At 64.0% G+C, this 19,266-nt stretch carries 15 protein-coding genes; 7 read left to right on the top strand and 8 right to left on the bottom strand.

The features are described 5' to 3' along the window. The 3 genes from JFN90_RS08260 to JFN90_RS08250 all read right to left on the bottom strand — a co-directional run bounded on the left by JFN90_RS08260 (nt 1) and on the right by JFN90_RS08250 (nt 5,361). Complete coding sequence (locus JFN90_RS08260; protein WP_199394645.1) at nt 1-3,156, bottom strand: efflux RND transporter permease subunit; 3,156 nt, start codon at nt 3,154-3,156, stop codon at nt 1-3. Between the two features lie 95 nt (nt 3,157-3,251). Beyond that, the gene (locus JFN90_RS08255) at nt 3,252-4,565 is read right to left on the bottom strand and encodes an efflux RND transporter periplasmic adaptor subunit (protein WP_199394644.1); all 1,314 of its coding nucleotides are present in this window, start codon (nt 4,563-4,565) and stop codon (nt 3,252-3,254) included. Between the two features lie 193 nt (nt 4,566-4,758). Continuing rightward, complete coding sequence (locus tag JFN90_RS08250) at nt 4,759-5,361, bottom strand: TetR/AcrR family transcriptional regulator (protein WP_199394643.1); 603 nt, start codon at nt 5,359-5,361, stop codon at nt 4,759-4,761. Nucleotides 5,362-5,589: 228 nt separating this feature from the next. Here JFN90_RS08250 and JFN90_RS08245 point away from each other — a divergent pair, with 228 nt between their 5' ends. Further along, nucleotides 5,590-6,111, top strand: a complete 522-nt coding sequence (locus JFN90_RS08245; RefSeq protein ID WP_199394642.1) for a nitroreductase family protein — start codon at nt 5,590-5,592, stop codon at nt 6,109-6,111. A 288-nt stretch (nt 6,112-6,399) separates the two neighbouring features. On the opposite strand, the gene JFN90_RS08240 is transcribed toward JFN90_RS08245, so the two are convergent. From JFN90_RS08240 to wecB, 5 genes are all read right to left on the bottom strand, one after another. Further along, nucleotides 6,400-6,984, bottom strand: a complete 585-nt coding sequence (locus JFN90_RS08240; RefSeq protein WP_199394641.1) for a M23 family metallopeptidase — start codon at nt 6,982-6,984, stop codon at nt 6,400-6,402. Between the two features lie 353 nt (nt 6,985-7,337). Next, nucleotides 7,338-9,008, bottom strand: coding sequence for an FAD-dependent oxidoreductase (locus tag JFN90_RS08235; RefSeq protein ID WP_199394640.1), 1,671 nt, complete (start codon nt 9,006-9,008; stop codon nt 7,338-7,340). A gap of 85 nt (nt 9,009-9,093) precedes the next feature. Continuing rightward, a complete protein-coding gene (locus tag JFN90_RS08230; RefSeq protein WP_199394639.1) occupies nt 9,094-9,333 on the bottom strand; it encodes an RND transporter in 240 nt (79 codons plus the stop codon). A 224-nt stretch (nt 9,334-9,557) separates the two neighbouring features. Beyond that, nucleotides 9,558-9,734, bottom strand: a complete 177-nt coding sequence (locus tag JFN90_RS08225) for an FmdB family zinc ribbon protein (protein WP_199394638.1) — start codon at nt 9,732-9,734, stop codon at nt 9,558-9,560. Between the two features lie 51 nt (nt 9,735-9,785). Then, nucleotides 9,786-10,901 (bottom strand): non-hydrolyzing UDP-N-acetylglucosamine 2-epimerase, encoded by a 1,116-nt coding sequence (gene wecB, locus JFN90_RS08220; RefSeq protein WP_199394637.1) that lies wholly within the window; start codon nt 10,899-10,901, stop codon nt 9,786-9,788. Nucleotides 10,902-11,230: 329 nt separating this feature from the next. Between wecB and JFN90_RS08215 the strand changes: the two genes are divergently transcribed. The 6 genes from JFN90_RS08215 (at nt 11,231) to JFN90_RS08190 (ending at nt 19,101) form a co-directional block, all read left to right on the top strand. Beyond that, nucleotides 11,231-13,153 carry a CheR family methyltransferase gene (locus JFN90_RS08215; protein WP_199394636.1) on the top strand — a complete coding sequence of 641 codons (1,923 nt, stop codon included), beginning with the start codon at nt 11,231-11,233 and terminating at the stop codon, nt 13,151-13,153. Between the two features lie 32 nt (nt 13,154-13,185). Next, complete coding sequence (locus JFN90_RS08210) at nt 13,186-13,722, top strand: chemotaxis protein CheW (protein WP_199394635.1); 537 nt, start codon at nt 13,186-13,188, stop codon at nt 13,720-13,722. 85 nt (nt 13,723-13,807) lie between these two features. Further along, entirely contained in the window at nt 13,808-15,544 is a 1,737-nt protein-coding gene (locus tag JFN90_RS08205) for a methyl-accepting chemotaxis protein (RefSeq protein ID WP_199394634.1), read from the top strand. Further along, complete coding sequence (locus JFN90_RS08200; protein WP_199394633.1) at nt 15,545-17,587, top strand: hybrid sensor histidine kinase/response regulator; 2,043 nt, start codon at nt 15,545-15,547, stop codon at nt 17,585-17,587. It abuts the gene before it with no gap. A gap of 50 nt (nt 17,588-17,637) precedes the next feature. Continuing rightward, nucleotides 17,638-18,705 carry a chemotaxis-specific protein-glutamate methyltransferase CheB gene (gene cheB / locus JFN90_RS08195; RefSeq protein WP_199394632.1) on the top strand — a complete coding sequence of 356 codons (1,068 nt, stop codon included), beginning with the start codon at nt 17,638-17,640 and terminating at the stop codon, nt 18,703-18,705. 24 nt (nt 18,706-18,729) lie between these two features. After that, nucleotides 18,730-19,101, top strand: coding sequence for a response regulator (locus JFN90_RS08190; RefSeq protein WP_199394631.1), 372 nt, complete (start codon nt 18,730-18,732; stop codon nt 19,099-19,101). Nucleotides 19,102-19,266: the final 165 nt, after the last annotated feature.

Here is a 19,266-nt window from a genome sequence, read left to right as displayed (position 1 = left end):
CTAGTGCACCTCCGCAGCGGCAGCGGCTTTCTTGGCCGATCCGTGCTTCTTGGTGAACGTCTTCGTCACCAAGACGAAGAAGAACGGTATGAAGATAAGGTCGATGAAGGTCGCCGACAACAGACCGCCGGTGACCGCGGTGCCGATGGCGTTCTGCGCTCCCGCGCCCGCCCCCTTGGTGAGCGCGAGCGGCAAGGTGCCGAAGAAGAAGGCGAGCGAGGTCATGATGACCGGACGCAGCCTGATCTTTACCGCGGTGAGCGTCGCCTCGACTAGTTCGTGCCCCTGGTGCATCTGGTCCTTGATGAACTGGATGATCAGGATGGCGTTCTTGGTGGAGAGGCCCACGGTGGTCAGAAGGCCGATCTGCAGGTAGATGTCGTTCGGGAGCACCCTGAGCGTTACCGCGGTCACCGCGCCGACCAGGCCCAGGGGGAGCATGAGCAAGTTGACGAACGGTATGGTCCAGCTCTCGTACAGTGCCGCGACCGCCAAGAAGACGACCAGCAGCGAGATGGCGTAGAGGGCCGGCGCCTGCTTGCCGGCGGCCTTCTCCTCGTAGGAGAGTCCGGTCCACTCGTAGCTGATCCCGGCGGGGAGCTTGGCGGCCATGGCCTCCATCTCAGCCATCGCCTCGCCGGTGGAGATCCCCTTGGCGGCGTTACCCATGATCTCGGTGCTGGGGATGCCGTTGTAGCGCTCAAGACGCGGGGAGGCGTGCTCCCATTTGGCGGTGGCGAAGGCGGAGAAGGGGACCATCTCTCCCTTGTCGTTTTTCACGTACCACTTGTTGATGTCCTCGGGGACCATGCGGTAGGCCGCGTCGGCCTGCAGGTACACCTTCTTGACCCTGCCGTTTTGCAGGAAGTCGTTGACGTAGGAAGAACCCCAGGCCGTGGCCAGGGTGTTGTTGATGTCAGCGAGCGACACCCCCAGGGCGCCGGCGCGGACGTCGTCGATGTTCAGCTTGAACTGCGGGGTATCGTCCTGGCCGTTGGGGCGCACCGCCATCAGCTTCTTGTTCTGGCTCGCCATGCCCAGGAGCTGGTTCCTGGCGTCCATGAGCGCCTGGTGCCCAAGGCCCGCGCGGTCCTGCAGGTGGAAGTCGAAGCCGTTGGCCTGGCCCAACTCAACCACTGCCGGCGGCGAGAAGGCGAAGGCCATGCCGTCGCGGAACTTCGAGAAAGCACCCATGGCGCGGCCGGCTACGGCGGGGGCTTTCAGGTCCGGGGTGGGACGCTCTTTCCAGTTCTTCAACTTCACGAAGGCGAGGCCCATGTTCTGGCCACGGCCGGCGAAGCTGAAGCCCGCCACCGTGATCAGGGAGTCGACGCTCTTCTTCTCGTTTTCCATGAAGTGCTGTTCCACCTTCTCGAGCATCTTGAGGGTGCGTTCCTGGGTGGCGCCGGCCGGAAGCTGGATCTGGCAGACGATGAAGCCCTGGTCCTCATCCGGTAGGAACGCGGTGGGGAGGCGCAGGAAGAAGAAGGCCATAATGCCGACCAGGAAGCCGTAGAAGGCCAGGTAGCGCAGGGGCTTCCTGAAGGAGTTGCCCACGATGGACTCGTACTTGTGGCGTGCCTTGTCGAAGATCTTGTTGAACCAGCGGAAGAAGCCGCAGAACCAGCCCGATTCGCAGGCCTCATGACCCTTGACGACCGGCTTCAGGAGGGTGGAACACAAGGCCGGGGTCAGGATCTGGGCGGTGAAAACCGACAGAATCATCGCGGAGACGATGGTGATGGAGAACTGGCGGTAGATGACGCCGGTGGAGCCTCCGAAAAACGCCATCGGGATGAAAACGGCGCAAAGGACGGTGGCGATGCCCCACAGGGCCGAGGTGATCTGCCCCATCGACTTCACCGTGGCGTCGTGTGGTGAAAGCCCCTCCTCGGTCATGATCCTTTCCACGTTCTCGACCACGACGATGGCGTCGTCGACCAGGAGGCCGATGACGATGACCAGGGCGAACATGGTCAGGGTGTTGATGGAGAAGCCCGCTGCGAAGAGCACCCCCAGGGTACCCAGGAGCACGACCGGCACCGCGATGGTCGGGATCAGGGTCGCCCTGATGTTCTGCAGGAACAGGAACATGATGATGAAGACCAGGCACACGGCCTCGATCAGGGTCTTCACGACCTCCTCCATGGAGATCTTCACGAAGGGCGTGGTGTCGTAGGGATAGACCACCTTGGCACCGCCGGGGAAGAACTTCTCCAGCTCAGCCATCTTGGTCTTGACCCGCTCCGCGGTGTCGAGCGCGTTGGCGCCGGCGGCAAGGCGCAGCGCCATGGCGGCCACCGGCTTGCCCTTGTAGCGTGCCAGCGTGTCGTAGTTCTCGGTGCCGATGTCGATCTTGGCTACGTCCCTGAGCTTCACGGTGGAGCCGTCGGGGTTGGTGCGCAGCACGATCTCCTGGAACTGCTCCTGGTTCTGCAACAGGGTGCGCGCCGTGATGGTGGCGTTTAACTGCTGCCCCTGCATGGCCGGCATGCCGCCGAACTGGCCGGCGGAGACCTGCGCGTTCTGGGCCTGCAGCGCGTTGGTGACGTCGGCCGGGGTCAGCTTGTAATTGTTGAGTTTTTCAGGGTTCAACCAGATGCGCATCGCATTCTGGGAACCGAACACGGTCACCTCGCCCACGCCCTCGATACGGCTCACGATGTCCTGGACGTTGGACACCATGTAGTCGGTCAGCTGGTAGCGGTTCAGGCTGCCGTCCTCGGAGACGATGCCGACGATCATCAGGAAGTTGCGGGTCGATTTGACGACCTGGATCCCCTGCTTCTGCACCACCTGCGGCAGAAGCGGCGTGGCGAGTTGCAGCTTGTTCTGCACCTGCACCTGGGCGATGTTCGGATCGGTCCCGGCCCTGAAGGTCAGGTTGATGGAGACCGCGCCCGCGGAGTCACTGGTGGAGGACATGTAGATCAGGTTGTCGATGCCGTTCATCTTTTGCTCGATCACCTGGGTCACGGTGTCCTGAACCGTCTGGGCCGAGGCGCCCGGGTACATGGCGTTGATCGAGATCTGCGGCGGCGCGATGGGCGGGTACTGGGAGACCGGCAGCGACTTCATGGCCAGCAGGCCAGCCAGCATGACGGCGATGGCGATAACCCAGGCGAAGATGGGTCTGTTTATGAAAAACCTGGACATGGAATAAGCTCCTTAAATCTAAAGGCGACGTTCTACGTTCTTATGTTCTGCGTTCTACGTGGACGTCTGCTGTGTGCGCCTGTGTGGTTCGCCGATTACTTCTTCTGGGATTGTGCCGGGGCTGCGGGTGCTGCCGGGGCGCCCGGGGCTGCCGAAGCTGCCGGCTTGGCGCCGGTGGCACCTGCGCCGCCCTGCCCGGCCGCTGCCGGACCACCCTGGCCTGCCGCGCCGGGAGCTGCACCCGGGCCGCCCTGCCCTTCGGGGGACTGGAATGGCACCACCTTGACCTGGGTGCCGGGACGCGCCTTCTGCAGCCCCTCCAGGATTACCTTCTCGCCCGGCTTCAAGCCGGAGCTCACCAGCCAGGCGTCACCCACGGTGCGGGCCACCTGGATCGGCCTGGGTTCGACCTTGTTCTCGGCGCCCACCACCATGACGATGGCCTGGCCTGCCGCATTGCGGGTCACGCCGCGCTGCGGGATCAGGATCGCGGACTCGTTGATCCCCTCCTCCAGGATGGCACGCACAAACATGCCGGGGAGCAGGGTCTGCTTCGGGTTCGGGAACACCGCGCGCACGGTGATGGAGCCGGTGCTCTGGTCCACGGTCACGTCGGAGAACTTGAGCGAGCCGGTCACCGGGTACGGGGTGCCGTCTTCGAGCAGGAGCTTGACCCGGGCCTGGCCGGCCTGGTCGCGCTTCAAAAGCCCGGTGGCGAGGCTGCGGTTCAGTTTCAGCATGTCGGAGCTCGACTGGGTCACGTCGACGTACACCGTGGATAGCTGCTGGATGGTGGCCAGGGCGGTCGGCTGGCTCGCGGTCACCAGCGCGCCGTCGGTCACGGTGGAGCGTCCGATGCGGCCGGAAATGGGGGCGGTCACCTTGGTGTAGGCCAGGTTGATCCGCGCCGTCTCGACGGCTGCCTTCGCGGAGGCGACGTCGGCCTCGGCCTGCTTGAGCGCGGCGTAGGCGGCGTCGTAGTCCTGCTTGCTGACCGCGTTGATCTTGACCAGTTCGCGGAAACGCTCCTCCTTCAGCTTGGCAGGGAGGACGTTGGCTTCGGCGCGCGCCTCGCTGGCCTTGGCGCTGGCGTAGGCGGCCTGGTAGGTCGCGGGATCGATCTGATACAGCACCTGGCCGGCCTTGACGTCGCTCCCCTCGGTGAAGACCCGTTTCAGGACGATGCCGCTCACCTGGGGACGGACCTCGGCGATCAGATATGGAGAGGTGCGCCCCGGAAGTTCGGTGGTCAGGGCGACGCGCTCCGGCTTCACCTCGATGACGCCCACCTCGGCCGGCCCCATCGGCGGGCCGGCCTGCTGCTGTTTCTTGCCGCACCCGGCGAGAAGCAGTGAGCCGCTCAGAACTACAACGACGGATAACAACTGTGCCCTGTACTTGATCTGCATGAAAACACCTCGTGTGGTTGGTTGTTGCCGTTAAAAAGGATGCAAGCGGCGCCCCGCGGCCCGCCCGGTTATTTGCGCTTAAAAGTGACTATCAAGACGATGCCGCCCCAAGTCAGGGCGCACAGGATCAGACTGAGTTTCATCAACATCGGAAAAACCTCGCGTTACTTTAGGAATGAACGATCCGTCAACGCTAGCGACGCAGCGCGTCCCAGCAGGCGCCGACCACCTGCTCGATCAGCGCATCATCCAGCTTGATGAACCCCAGGATGTGGTCGCGACAGATGTCGATCAAGGGACCGAAAAAGAGCGCGAACAGGATGGCCAGCTCCAGCGGCTTGAAGATTTGCTGCTCCACCGCCTCGTGGAACAGTTCGCTGATGACGTCCTTTCTCCCCTGGCCGAAGATCTTCTCGCGCCGGTGGTCCACGCCGTAGGGGGAGTTGTGGAACTGCTCGACGAAGCGCAGTTGCAGCGGCTCGCTGATCAGATGGCGCACCAGCGCCGTCCCGATGTGCACCAGGCGCTCGCGCACCGGCCCGTCCTCGGGATACCCCTGCATCATCACCTCGACGAAACGTTCTTCGACGTTCTTGTAGATCCAGCGGATCAGGTCGTCCTTGTTCTCGAAGTAGCGGTAGATGGTCCCGGCGCCGACGCCGGCCTTTTCCGCGATCATCGCCATGGGGGCACCGTGGAAGCCCTGCTCCGCCACCAGTTCGAGAGCCGCCTGGATGATGGCTTCGCGCTTCTCGGCGCACTTGTCTGTCTTGTCACACTTGTGGGATTTATCCATCATGTCTCTCCTGCGGAATGAACCTTCATTCCTTATATTCCCCCTCCCCCATTCCTGTCAATAAGGCAAAATGGCAAAAACGATTAAAACGGGTGAAGGTTAGCTGTCTGCAGGGGGAATGGACGGGAATCGGTGCTCAACACGGACGGTTTGACTGCGACAGGGATTTGGAGTAGATTCCCATCTCTGTCACAGCGCAGCGCGCCACCACACTGAAAAGGGAATGCCATGATTGAACTGTTACGCAAACGCCGCAGCATTCGAAAATTCACCGATGAGCCGGTATCCACCGAGGCCGTCGAGACACTGATAGAGGCCGCGCTGAGAGCGCCCGCCTCACGCAGCCTGAACCCGTGGGAATTCATGGTGGTGGACGACCCCGAGCTGCTTCAGCAACTGGCGGCATCCAAGCAGCACGGCTCGGAGTTCGTGGCCCGAGCCCCGCTCGCCATCGTGGTCTGTGCCGACAGCACCAAATCCGACGTCTGGATCGAGGACTGCTCCATCGCCGCCATCTTGGTACAGTGCACCGCGTTGTCGCTGGGGCTTGGGAGTTGCTGGGCCCAGATCCGGGAGCGCAAGCACGACGCGCAAAAGAGCGCGGAAGGGTACGTGCAGGAACTGCTGGGACTCCCGGAACAGGTGAAGGTGGAGTGCATCATCGCCATCGGGCACCCGGCGGAGACCCCGAGGCCCCTGCCCGCTGACAGGCTGCAGCGCGAAAAGGTGAAGCGCAACCGCTGGTCCTAACGCGACAGACTGCACGGCTATGCGGAAGATCCTCGCAATCCCGAGACTTCGTCCCCCCTCCCCTTGCGGGAGGGGGTAAGGGGGTGGGGGATGATGCCATCATCACCAAAAGCTTGCGGCTTCACCCACCCCCCGCCCCCCTCCCGTCAAGGGAGGGGGAGGAGGATGTGCGAATAAAGAAAGGCCCGCCCCAATGAGGGGGCGGGCCTTTTCTTGTATGTTGCGGAGCCAGATGAAAAAAAAGGCACACCCCGGAGGAGGTTAACAAGGGTGTGCCAATAACACCGTTTAGCCGCCGTTGATTTCGGACTTTATGTTGTTCAACAGGGAGCGCAGCGATTCGTCGATCTGCTGCTCCAGGAGCCGACGCTCCTCGCCGGTCAGGACCTGGGGACGCTGGTGCGGGTCGGCAGCAGCGACCTCGCCGGCCTCTTCGGTGGCGGCCGGCAGCGGACCACCGCCCGCTATCTGCTCGTAGTGAACGTGAGGACCGGTGGACCTGCCGCTGTTACCGGAGAAGGCGAGCACCGCCCCTGCCTCGACCAGTTCCCCTGAACGCACGTTCAGTTTCGAGTTATGCCCGTACAGCGTGCGGTCCCCGTTGTCGTGCGCCACGATCACGGTGGCACCGTAGCCGCGACGCTCCCCGGCGAAGATCACTTTCCCGCCACGCGTCGCCCGTACCGCCGTGCCGGTGGGGACGGCGATGTCGATGCCGCGGTGAAAGGCGAGTTTGCCGCTACCGAAAGGATCGAGCCGCCAGCCGATGCCCGAGGTGACCACGCCATCCACCGGAAGGGCGCCGCCGGCCAGCGCAGGCAGGGGGGCGCTGCATAGAAGGATGGTCAGGATGAAAAGCAGGTAGCGTGTCACGCGTGATCCAATCAAAAGAAGATGTGCTGCACAGGACAAGGGGGCTATATCAAGTTACGTGCCGGTTGCTCCGTCCGCAGCTAACCAGCCGATTTTACGGCCTTCCCGCCAACCATAGTTCCGCTGCCGGGCACAGGTGTTGGAGAATATTCCCTGACAACTGCGGAATATTCGGCAACTTTGGATGTATGCGCGTGAATAAGCGGAAAGTGACGGGCGAATGATTATTCGCCCCTACAGGTGACGGACCGCCTCTCTCTCCGCAAAAAAGGGTCGGCTCTAACCGGAGCTGATCCGTAAAAAAGGGACCGCGATCAGGCGGTCCCCCGTACTGCGCGATAGTGTCTTGTCCGTCACTGGTCCCGGAAGCGGTAGGGCCAGGCCATGATGCCACCGTCCATGAACTTGACGTCGGCGAAGCCGGCCGCATCGAGAATCTTCTGCGCCTCGTATCCCCTGAGGCTGATCTTGCAGAAGGCGACGATCTCCTTGTCCCTCGGGAGCTCGTCCAACCGCTCGCGCAGCGCTCCCAGCGGGATCAGTTTCGCCCCCGCGAGGCCGATCTCGCCGTGCTCGGCGGGGGAGCGGACGTCCAGCAGGATGAAGTCGTCCCCGTCGTCGAGCTTTCTTTTCACCTCCCGCGCCGAGATGCCGCGAGCGTGGCCGGCAAGCTTATTCTTCATGATGTCGGCGGCGACGATGAGGTTGTCCATGGCGGCGCTGTAGGGGGGCGCGTAGGCCAAGTCCAACTGGGACAACTGCTCCACGCTGGCCCGGAAGGTGATGGCGGCGGCAGCCGCGTCGAGCCGTTTGTCCACGGCCCCCTCACCCGCCGCCTGCAGCCCGAGGAAACGGCCGGTGCCGCGCTCGGCGACCAGCTTCAAGAGGATCGGCTTGGCGCCGGGATAAAAATGGGCGCGGTCCGGCGCCGGGGAGAGCACGGTCTCCACATCGAACCCCAGGGCGCGGGCCTCGTTCTCGGTGAGGCCGGTCTTGCCCGCGTTGACGTTAAATATCTTCAGGATGCTGGTGCCGATGACGCCGGCGAAGGTCGCTTCCCCGCCCGCCGCGTTGATCCCGGCGACCCGCCCCTGCTTGTTGGCGGTGCTCCCGAGCGGGATGAACACCTTTTTGCCGGTGACGAGGTGCGTGGTCTCGCAGCAGTCGCCGCAGGCGTAGATGTCGGGGTCGCTGGTCGCCTGCCGCTCGTTCACCGCGATGGCACCGGTGACACCGATGGCAAGCCCTGCGTCCCGGGCCAAGGCCACGTTCGGCCTCACCCCGGGGGCGAGCACCACCAGGTCGGCGGCTACCTGCTGCCCCCCGGCGATCACCTGCTGCACCCTCCCCTCGCCGGCGAAAGCGGTGACCGCGCTGCCGGTCAGCACCGTCACGCCCTGCAGTTTCACCTGCTTCTCAACCACCGCAGCGACCTCCGGGTCGAGGACGCCCGGCAGGAGTTGGTCGCGCATCTCCACCAGGGTCACCCGCATCCCCTTGCCCTGCAGCGCTTCCGCCGTCTCCAGGCCGATCAGCCCCGCGCCGATGATGCACGCCGCGGCACCTGCTACGGCGCGTTCCTTGAGCAGTTCCGCGTCCTCGATCGACTTCACCGTGAAGACGTTGGGCAGAGAAACATTCTCGATGGGAGGCACCACGGGGGAACTGCCGGTCGCCAGCACCAGCTTGTCGTAGGAAAGCTCGGTCTCCGCGGCCCCCTCACGCAGGCGGACCACCTTGCGCTCCCGATCGATGCCGATCACTTCGGTGTTGGTGCGCACCGAAACGCCCTTGACCTTATTGAAGAAGTTGGCGTCGCGTACCACACCTACCGGGGTGCTCATCAGTTCCTTCAACTCCTTCACGGTGTCGGAAAGGTAGTACGGGATGCCGCAGGCGCCGTACGATATGAAGTTGCCGCGGTCGAGCACGATGATCTCGGCCTTGGGATTCGTCCTTCGTGCCTTGGCGGCGGCCTTGGCCCCGGCGGCGTTAGCGCCGATCACCACTATTTTCTTATTCATCAGATCTCCTTGCTGCTTCGTCTGCAGGGCTCCGCGCCCCCGCCCCAGCGACCAACCGTTCCCTACCCGCGCCCGCTACACCGCATCACGACTGGATGGGGGTGTCCACCTTGCCGCGCATATCGATCACTACCCGACCGGCCAAAAGAGCGAAAGGCCAGGTGTGCCAAAAGAGGTCGAATATATCCAACGGCCGCACCAGGGTCCCCGACAGGAGCATTTTCACCTTCTCCACCAGGTGCGGCTCGGGCACGAAAGGAGCGCAGCCCAGCAGCACCGCGATGGGAATAAGGGTGCCGTATCCCGGCAATTTCAGCTTGGTCATATCGTCCTCCCCCCGGCAGCCGGCCCCGGTCCTCTCGCGCGGTCGCAGCCGCATCGGCACAATACACATTCGGCTTTTTGCATGTCAAGTTAAATCCTGCGTTTGGCGTGGCACCGTAGTTCCAGCGGCGCCAGGTGCGAGCGAGGTGCAAAAAAAGAGGAGGCCGCGTGGGCCTCCTCTTCTCGACTTCGTGCAACGCCCAACTGGGCGGCCGGTCAGAACCTTCAGCCGCCGCTGTGGCACTTCGTTTCCGATGTGTTCCCCGTCGCGAAGGTGGACATCGCCTTGTTGACGGCGGCTGAACCGCAGGTCGGGCAGTTGCACGCGGCCTCCGCACCCCCTTTGTGCAGCTTTTCGAAACGGGTTCCGCAGTCGTTGCAAACGTACTCGAAAATTGGCATCGCAGCTCTCCTGATCTTTGATTCAAAGTTTCGCATATAGTATAGCCGCTATTATTGCGTGTCAAGGGATGATCGCGCTACCCCTTCTTGCGTCAGCACTTTCCAGATCCGCTCCGCCGCCCGGCCGTCCCAAAGCGGCGGGACCTGCGCCGTGTTCTTCTTGGCCAGGCTTTGTTCGAACCCGTTGAGAATCCCACTCGGCGAGGTTCCCGCCAGGACGTTGCTACCGATTGCCACGGTGATGGGGCGCTCCGTGTTTTCCCTGATGGTGACGCAGGGGACCCCCAGCGCGGTGGTTTCTTCCTGGAGTCCACCGCTGTCGGTCAGGACCGCCTCGGCATCCTTCCACAAGAACAGGGCCTCCCGGTAGCCCAGCGGCGGCAGCAGGACCACCTTGTCCGAGAGGCGAACGCCGTGTTCCCGCATCATCTTGGCGGTGCGCGGATGCACCGGGAAGATGATGGTCCGACTCTGGGCGAGCCGATTCAGGGCCTCCGCTATCCCCGAGAAGGTTTCGCGGCTATCGACGTTGGAGGGGCGGTGCAGGGTGAGGAACAGGTAGGGGCGCGCCTGCTCCTTCAGTCGAAAGCCGTTGAGCAGCGTCTGGTCCTGGCGCGAGAGGCACCCGACCTGGTGCAGGAGGTTGTCCACCATCACGTGCCCTACCGCATGGATGCGCCCGGCGGGCTTCCCCTCCCTGAGCAGGTTGTCGACGCCGCTCTCCTCGGTGACGAAGAAATGGTCCGAGATGGCATCGGTGACCATCCGGTTGATCTCCTCGGGCATGGCGAGATCGAAACTGCGCAACCCGGCCTCCACGTGGGCCACTTCGATGCCGCACTTCTTGGCCACTATGGAGCAGGCCAAGGTGGAGTTCACGTCCCCCACCACCAGGACCAGGTCGGGACGTTCCTGGAGGCAGACCTCCTCGAAGGCCACCATCACGGTGGCGGTCTGGGCGGCATGGCTGCCGGAGCCCGCGTTCAGCGAGTAGTTCGGCTTCGGGATCTCCAACTCCTGGAAAAAGGTGCCGGACATCTCCTGGTCGTAATGTTGGCCGGTATGCACGATGCTGCAGCGCACCGACGGGCAGGCAAGGGAGGCGCGGTAGATAGGGGCGATCTTCATGAAATTGGGTCGAGCACCGGCAACCAGCAGGACGTTCATGGCTTCCTCTTCGGTCAGCAGCCCGGGTGAAACGGCGCGTTGCAGGACTGCCGCATGGTTTTATTAGGGTCCGTAAAACATTGTAAGTTTTTAACATTGGCGCCTGCGATTGCAATCTTTCAGGGGCTTGCGACGCGACAATTCATCAAAACATGATTCTATCGATGAAATTAATTTTAGTTGACCTCCCGAAGGTTAACCAATAGTATCGGAGTGTTTCCGGCTGATTACCTTTTACCAGACCGTTTTATTTTGATGTACACAGGTTTTACCGCCACTTGTCACGCTTCGAGCCTGTTACCAAGATATGCAGGAAGAGGAACAGCCATTTGCCACTGCAAATCCTCATCATCAGCGACAACGAATCCTTCACCGCCTACCTGGGTGAACTGCTGCAGCGCGCCGGGCACGTCGCCCGTTCCGTGGAGCGGGAAAAGGAAGCCTTCCCCGCCATCAGGCGGCAGAAGCCGGACCTGATCATCCTCGCCATGGAGGCGTCGAAGATCGCCCCCCTCGCCATCGAGCACCGGGTACAGACGCCGTCGGGACCGCGCTCGGTCCCGGTCATCGTCATCTCCGAGTGCCTGAGGCTCGAGGCGGAACTATTGCAGGTGTTCGACTTCATCGGCAAGCCGCTCGACGTGAAGCGCCTTCTGGACGACGTCTCCGCGGTGGCGCTCAGAAAGGCGGTGCCGCCCCAGGAGCAGGAGCTTGACAGCCGGCTGGCCGCCTCCTTTTCCCGGCACATCCTCTCCCACAGCGGCCTGCACTTCGACAAACGCAACCAGCCGGCCCTGACCCGGGGATTACTGAAACGGATGTCGGCGCTGCGCCTGACCGATTTCAAGGAGTACCTGCAGTACCTCAAGGAGCACGGCGAGGACCGGCACGAGCTCCAGAAGCTCTTGCAGTTCCTGACCGTCGGCGAGACCTACTTCTATCGCTATCCGGCCCATTTCGACGTGCTGCGGGAGCGCTTCGCGGAGCAGTCCGCCAGCGCCGCGCCGATCCGGATCTGGTCGGCAGGATGCTCAACCGGCGAGGAGCCCTATTCCATCGCCATGGCCCTCATGGAAGCGCTTCCCGACTGGCGGCAGCGCGACATCAGGATCATCGCAACCGACATCAACAACCGCTCGTTGAAAAGGGCGCGCGAAGGGGTTTACTCCCCGTGGTCCATGCGGATAACGACGCCTGAGCAGTCGGCGCGCTACTTCAGGCGGGTCGGCGAAAGTTTCCTGATCCGGGACGAGGTGAAACAGCTGGTGCAGTTTTCGCACTTGAACCTTTCCGTCCCGTGCCGGGAGCCGGTCTGCGACCAACTGCGGGAACTCGATGCCGTCTTTTGCCGCAACGTGCTGATCTACTTCACCCCGGACACCGCCGCTGGCATGCTGCAGCGTTTCACGCAGGCGCTCAAACCCGGGGGCTTTCTTTTCCTGGGACATTCGGAGACCTTGCTGCAGCGGGGGTTGGAACTTGAGTTAAAGCGCAAGGAGCGCAGCTTCTACTATGTAAGGAGCGGCGTGGGAGCACCGACCGCGGCCGCTGCCCCGCCGCGCCAGCCCCTGCCGCAGGATTTCGACGACGGCGCCCCCCTCACCGAGGATCAGATCCGGCTGGCGAGGGCGTGGCTCGGGGAACAAAGGCCGTGGGGGGAAGATGCCGAGCCGCATTCGGCCCCGGCGCAGGTGTCCCCGGAACCGGCGCCCCCCGCCCCCACTCCGGCCGCTCCCCAGCCGCCAGCAACCGACGACGCCGACCTGCTGCGCTCCGCGCGCGAGCTTTTCGACCGGGAGGAATTCGATCCTGCGCTGGAGCTTTTGGAACTGGTGCTGCAGCGCCGACCGGACCTCCCGGAAGCGCTGGTGCTGAAGGGGTTCATCCTGGCGGGAAAAGGGGCACTGGAGCAGGCGCTCGCGACCAGTGAACGGGTGCTCGTCCTGAACGACCTCCTCCCGGAAGGGTATTTCCTCAAGGGGGTGCTCCTGGACGCGGCGGACCGGCTGGACGAGGCGGCCCGGGAGTACCGCAAGGCGCTCCTTTTGGACCACGACTTCATCATGCCGCGCTTCCACATGGGGCGGCTGCATCTGCGCCAGGGGCGCATCGCCGAGGGGACGCGGGAAATAAGAAACAGCATCAGGATCCTGTCCCGCTTTGGCGATCAGGAGACGGTCCCCTTCTCCGGGGGGCTCACCAGGGCCGTCTGCATGCTGCAACTGCAGAACACGCTGGCACGGGTGGCCTAGGCGCCGCCGCTGCCGCCATGAGAGGTACTTAGATGGGAGACGACAACAGCTACGACATCCGCACCATCCTGACCCAGATGCGGGAAGAATACTGGCAGGCGCTCGCCGAGGAGGAGAGCGAGGCGAAGGAGATGCTGGAATGCCTGGTGTTCACCCTGGGTGGGAAACGCTACGCCTTCGAGACCCACTACGCCTGCGAGGTGATCCGGGTCCCCAAGCTGGTGCGCGTGCCCGCGGTGCAGAGCCTCATCAGGGGGATCTTCAACCTGCGCGGCGAGATCACCGCGGCCATCGACATCCGTCCCATGCTGGGAGTCCCCCAGCCCGAGATCGGCGCCACCGGGCGCATCCTGGTGGTGCGCGCCGAGAACTTCGCCACCGGAATCCTGGTCGAGGCGGCGCACGGGGTACAGGGGCTCTGTTTCGACTGTTTCGAACCGGTCGCAGCCGGTTCCGGCGTCAAGGCGCAGTTCATCAGGGGGCACTTCAACCTCGAGGAGGGAAGCGTGATCCTGCTCGACATGGAGGCGCTTCTCGCGGCCCCCGAGCTGGTGGCGGGAGACGCCTGAGGGCGCGGGGACCCGTGCGCCAAGGGACCTTTCAGCAGCGAAAACGGTTACTAATCGGCACTAACTTTGATATTGGGGTTTCGACATGTCCAACAAGCTATCGGTAAAGATCGTCAGCGTCCTGATCATGGTCATGGTGGTTATCATGACCGCCTTCTCGGTTTACTTCGTCCGTTCGCGGCGCGCCAACATGGAGGAGGAACTCCTTTCCAAGGGGCGCATACTGGCGCAGACCGGCGCCCGGTCCATGGAACGGATTCTCGAGGAGGCGGTTGCCAACGGGACCCTCACCCAGGAGCAGCTCTTCGACGAGCGCTACGTCCCGATCCCGAACACGGAGCCGCAGAAGTTCCACACCCAGTTCGACCACTTCATGGACCAATCGGTGCAGTCGCTCGAGGACGAGTTCCTGAAGGACGACCAGATCGTCTTCGCGGTGCTCACCGATAAAAACGGTTACATCCCGACCCACAACACCAGATACTCCGCCCCCCTTACCGGCGACCGGGACAAGGACAAGCTCAACAACCGCACCAAGCGGATGTTCAACGATCCTGTCGGGATCGCCGCATCGAAGAACGTGGAGCCGATGCTGAAGCAGGTCTACAAGCGCGACACCGGCGAGACCATGTGGGACCTCTCCGCCCCGGTCTACGTGAAGGGGAAACACTGGGGCTCCTTCCGGATCGGCTTCTCCATGGTGAAGACCGAGCAGAAGGGGGCCGAGCTCAGGAACCAGATCGTGGGGAGCATGGCGGTCATGCTGCTCGTGGCGAGCATCACCATCCTGGTGGTGGTGAGCCGCGCGGTGCAACCGTTGCGCAAGCTGACCGAAAAAGCGCACAAGATCACCGGCGGCGACCTGGACGAGACCATCCCGGTGGAGAGTAACGACGAGATCGGTGAACTGGCCGAGGCCTTCAACGTGATGACCACGGTGATCGTGCGGGACCTCAAAGACGAAATCGGCCGCTCCGGGCGCCTGATCGCTTCGGTCAAGGAGGCGGTGATCCAGCTCTCCAGCGCCGCCAATGAGATGATGGCCATCAGCGCGCAGCAGGCCTCCGGCTCCACCCAGCAGGCGAGCGCGGTCCAGGAGGTGACCACCACCAGCGAGGAGATCGCCATCACCGCCAAGATGATCACCGGCAACTCCAAGAGCGTGGAGGCGGTCGCCGAGGATACCACCAAGAACTGCAACAGCGGACGCGAAGACGTCACCAACGCCATCGAGGGGATGGGCCAGGTCAGAAGCCAGGTGCAGAGCATCGCCAAGAGCATGCTGGAACTGGGGGACAACAGCCAGAAGATCGGCGGCATCGTGGAGATCATCGACGAGATCAGCGACCAGACCAACCTCCTGGCCTTGAACGCGGCCATCGAGGCGGCGGGCGCCGGCGAGGCGGGCAAGCGCTTCGCCATCGTGGCCCAGGAAGTGAAGCGGCTCGCCGACCGTACCGTGGAGGCGACCCGGCAGATCAAGGGGCTGATCGGCGAGATCCAGCGCGCCACCAACAACACCATCATGGTCACCGAAGAGGGGACCAAGGCCGTCGACGCGGCGTCGCAGATGGTGGACAAGGTCCAGTTCTCCTTCGCCTCCATCATGTCCACCGCCCACGAAACCGCCCGGACCGCCAAGGAGATCACCCTTTCCACACAGCAGCAGACCTCGGCCTGCGAGCAGATGGCGGAGACCATGACCGAGGTGCGCGACGTGGCGCAGCAGGTGGCGCTCTCGGCGCACGAGACCGAGAAGGCGATCGCCGAGATCCTGGAACTGGCCGAGCGCCTTAAGGAGATCACCGAGGAAGAGGCCTAGATGGCGAACCGTTACCTGGAGATCTTCTGCCGCGAGGCGGAGGAGCATCTGGCCTCGCTGCAAAGCGGCCTGCTGGTGCTGGAGAAGAACCCGGCCCGGACCGACCTGTTGCACGAGCTGCTGAGAAACGCGCACACCCTGAAGGGGTCGGCGCGCATGGTCGGGCTCGCCGACATCAGCGCCATCACCCACACCATGGAGGAGCAGCTGAAGGGGATGGAGCGGGGCGAGCGCACGGTGGACGCCCAGGCCATCGACCTGCTCTTGCGCGGGGCGGATGCGGTGGCGGTGATCACCGCGGCGCTCATGCGCGGCACCGCGCCGGAGCTGGACGTGGAGCGCTTCGTCGCCGAGTACGAGCGGGGGGAGTTGGGGCAGCACCTCAAGGCCGAATCCAAGGAGGCCCAGCCCGAGGCGCTCGCGGACACGGTGCGGGCCGACGTGAAGACCCTGGACCATCTGGTCAACCTGGTCGGCGAGCTGATCATCAACAAAAAGCGGCTGGAGGCCAAGCTCGAGCGCCTGAAGGAGATCGGCCACGCCCTCCCCGCTGAGCACGCCGCGCCGCTGACGACCTTCCGGGGCGAGCTCGAGGAGGACGTCCTCTACCTCGACTACCTGATCCAGGAATTGCACGGCAAGGCGATGGGGCTGCGCATGCTGCCGCTGCGGACCATCTCGGACGGGCTGGAGCGCCTGGTGCGGGACCTGGCCCAGCAGTTGGGACGCGAGGTGCAGTTCCAGATCGTCGGGCAGGCCATCGAGATGGACCGGGTGCTCCTGGAGGGGCTCAAGCCGATCCTGATCCACCTCCTCACCAACTCCCTCAGCCACGGCATCGAGGCGCCGGACGCGCGTGCCGCCGCGGGGAAGCCGCGCCGCGGCACGGTGCTGCTGTCGGCCCGCCACCAGGGGAACTCCGTGCTAGTCGAGGTGCGCGACGACGGGCGCGGCATGGACCCGGCCGGCATCAAGGCCGCAGCGCTCGCGCGCAGGGTGATCGACGCGCGCGAGGCGGACCTGCTCACCGACGAGGAGGCGCTCTACCTCACCTTCCGTCCCGGATTCTCCACCGCCGAGATCGTCACCGACGTCTCCGGGCGCGGGGTGGGCATGGACGTCGTGAAGAAGAACATCGAGCGGGTCAAGGGGAGCGTCACCCTCTCCAGCGAGCCGGGGAGCTACACCCAGATCACCCTGCAGCTCCCGCTCACCCTTTCCGTCCTGGACGCCCTGATCGTGGCCTGCGGCGGCGAGACCTTCGCCATCCCCACCACCTACCTGCAGGAGATCGTCAAGGTGCGCGCCAGCGAGATCGACACCCTGGGTAGCGGCGAGGTGATCAAGGTGCGCGGGGCGACCACGCAGCTGTACAGCCTGCCGGGGATGCTGGGCCTCCCCGAGCGTCGCGAGGCCGGGAACGCGACGCTCTCGGCGGTGGTGCTCAAGCACTGCGACCAGCGCATCGCCTGCGTCGTGGAGGCCCACCTGGGCTACAGCGAGGTGGTGGTCAAGGGGCTCGGGAAACAGTTCCGCAACGTCAGGTTCCTGTTTGGCGCCACCATCCTCGGCGACGGCAATCCCGCGCTGATCCTGAACGTGCCGGACCTGTTCGAGTCCGGGCGCGGCATCCAGCGCGCGCCGCTCTCGGCCGAGGAGGCGCAGGCCGCCCAGCGCCGCCTCAAGGTGCTGGTGGTGGACGACTCCATCACCACCCGCACCATGGAACAGAGCATCCTGGTGAGCCAGGGTTACGCGGTGGTCACCGCGGTTTCCGGGGAGGACGCCCTGGAGAAGAGCGCCGGGGAGCAGTTCGACCTGGTGATCTCCGACGTGGAGATGCCCGGCATCAACGGTTTCGAACTGACCCGGGCGCTCAGGGACTCGGAACGGTACCAGGAAACGCCGATCATCATCGTGTCGTCGCTGTCGCGCGACGAGGACAAGCGCCAAGCGCTGCAGGCCGGGGCGCAGGCCTATATCGTCAAGGGGGCCTTCGACCAGGGGCTGCTGCTGGAAACGGTGCAGATGCTGATCGGGTGAGCAAACGGCAGCCGCGGGCACGCGCCGGCGCCAAGGAAGGATAAGCTACTATGACCACGAGGGTACTGCTGGCCGACGACTCCCTCCTCGTACGCCAAATGCTCAAGGACATGCTGCAGGCGGCGGACGACATCCGCGTGGTCGGCGAAGCCTGCGACGGCAAGGAGGCGGTGGAGCTGACCCAGGCGCTCCACCCCGACCTGGTGATCATGGACCTTCTCATGCCGGTGCTGGACGGTCTCGACGCCATCGAGGAGATCATGGCGCTCTGCCCGATTCCGGTGCTGGTCCTCTCGGCGGCGGTGGAGGCGAGCGAGGTGGACCGCGCCTTCGTCGCCATCAAGCGAGGCGCGCTCGACGTCATGGAAAAGCCGAGGCTGGACGGGGACGGTGGGCTGGACGGCTTCGCCGCCACCCTGCGGGAAAAGGTCCTTTTCCTCTCCCGTATCCGGGTAATCAGGCATCCCCGGCGCAAGCTGCGCCTGAGCGAGCCGCTCGCCCCCCTGGCGGCGGGGTGCGGCCACAACCTCCTCGCCATCGGCGCCTCCACCGGAGGGCCGAAGGCGGTAATGCGGCTCTTGAAGGCCCTGCCGGCTGACTTCCCGGGGGCGGTGTTCGTGGTGCAGCACATAGCCCAAGGGTTTGCCGCCGGGTTCGCCAACTGGCTGGACCGGGAGTGCGCCCTGCCGGTCCGACTCGCCCGCGACGGCGCCAGCTTCCGCATCGGGGAGGCCCTGGTCGCCCCCGATGGCAGCCACCTGACCGTCGTCGACGGGATGATCCGGCTCAACGACGCCCCCGCGGTCAACTGCTGCCGCCCCTCCATCGATGTATTGTTCGACTCGCTGGCCCGGCAGCGCTGCGACCAGGTGGTGGCCGTGCTGCTGACGGGAATGGGTCGCGACGGCGCCCTGGGAATGCTGCACATCAAAGAGGCCGGCGGCACCACTATCGTCCAGGACGAGCCGTCCTGCGCGGTATTCGGAATGCCTAAGGCCGCCATATCCCTCAACGCGGCGGACGAGGTGGCCCCCCTGGACCTGATCCCCGCCGCCCTGGAGAAACTCTTCGCGGCGCAACGCCCCGAAACGACAACGACCGGTGCCTCCGCGCCGTAAAACCGTAAAAATAGGAGACGCGCCTTGAACGAAAAGATCCTCATCATCGACGACAGCGAACTGGTGCTCGCCATGGCCAAGGACGCCCTTGATCAAGCAGGCTACCAGGTGCTGACCGCAACCAACGGCATAGAAGCCAACCGCTTCATCTTCTCCAAGGACAGGCCCGACCTGATCATCATGGACATCATGATGCCCATGCTGGACGGCAACAAGAAGGCCAAGCTGTTGAAGGAGAACGAGGTGAGCCGGGACATCCCCATCCTGCTCCTCTCCTCCAAGAGCGAAGCCGAGATGCGCGAACTCGTGGAAGAGGCCAAGGCCAACGGCTACATCCTGAAGCCCTTCACCCCGGCGCAGATCGTCCAGGCGGTGCGGGAGGTGCTGGCCCGCTGAGGCGGCGTGCCGGGCCCACTGTAAAAAAACGAACAGTTCCTTTTTTTACAGCGCCCAGGTAACCCCTCGTGTTACCGGCTTTTTTATGTGACGGGTCAGTGCAACTGTAAAAAAACGCACACCCGTCGGCCGCGGTGGCACCTAATCATCGCTTCGCAAAGTACT

Origin of the sequence: Geomonas propionica (assembly GCF_016458235.1) — a bacterium.
Classification (GTDB): Bacteria; Desulfobacterota; Desulfuromonadia; order Geobacterales; family Geobacteraceae; genus Geomonas; species Geomonas propionica.
This window is presented reverse-complemented; position numbering and strand designations above follow the sequence as displayed.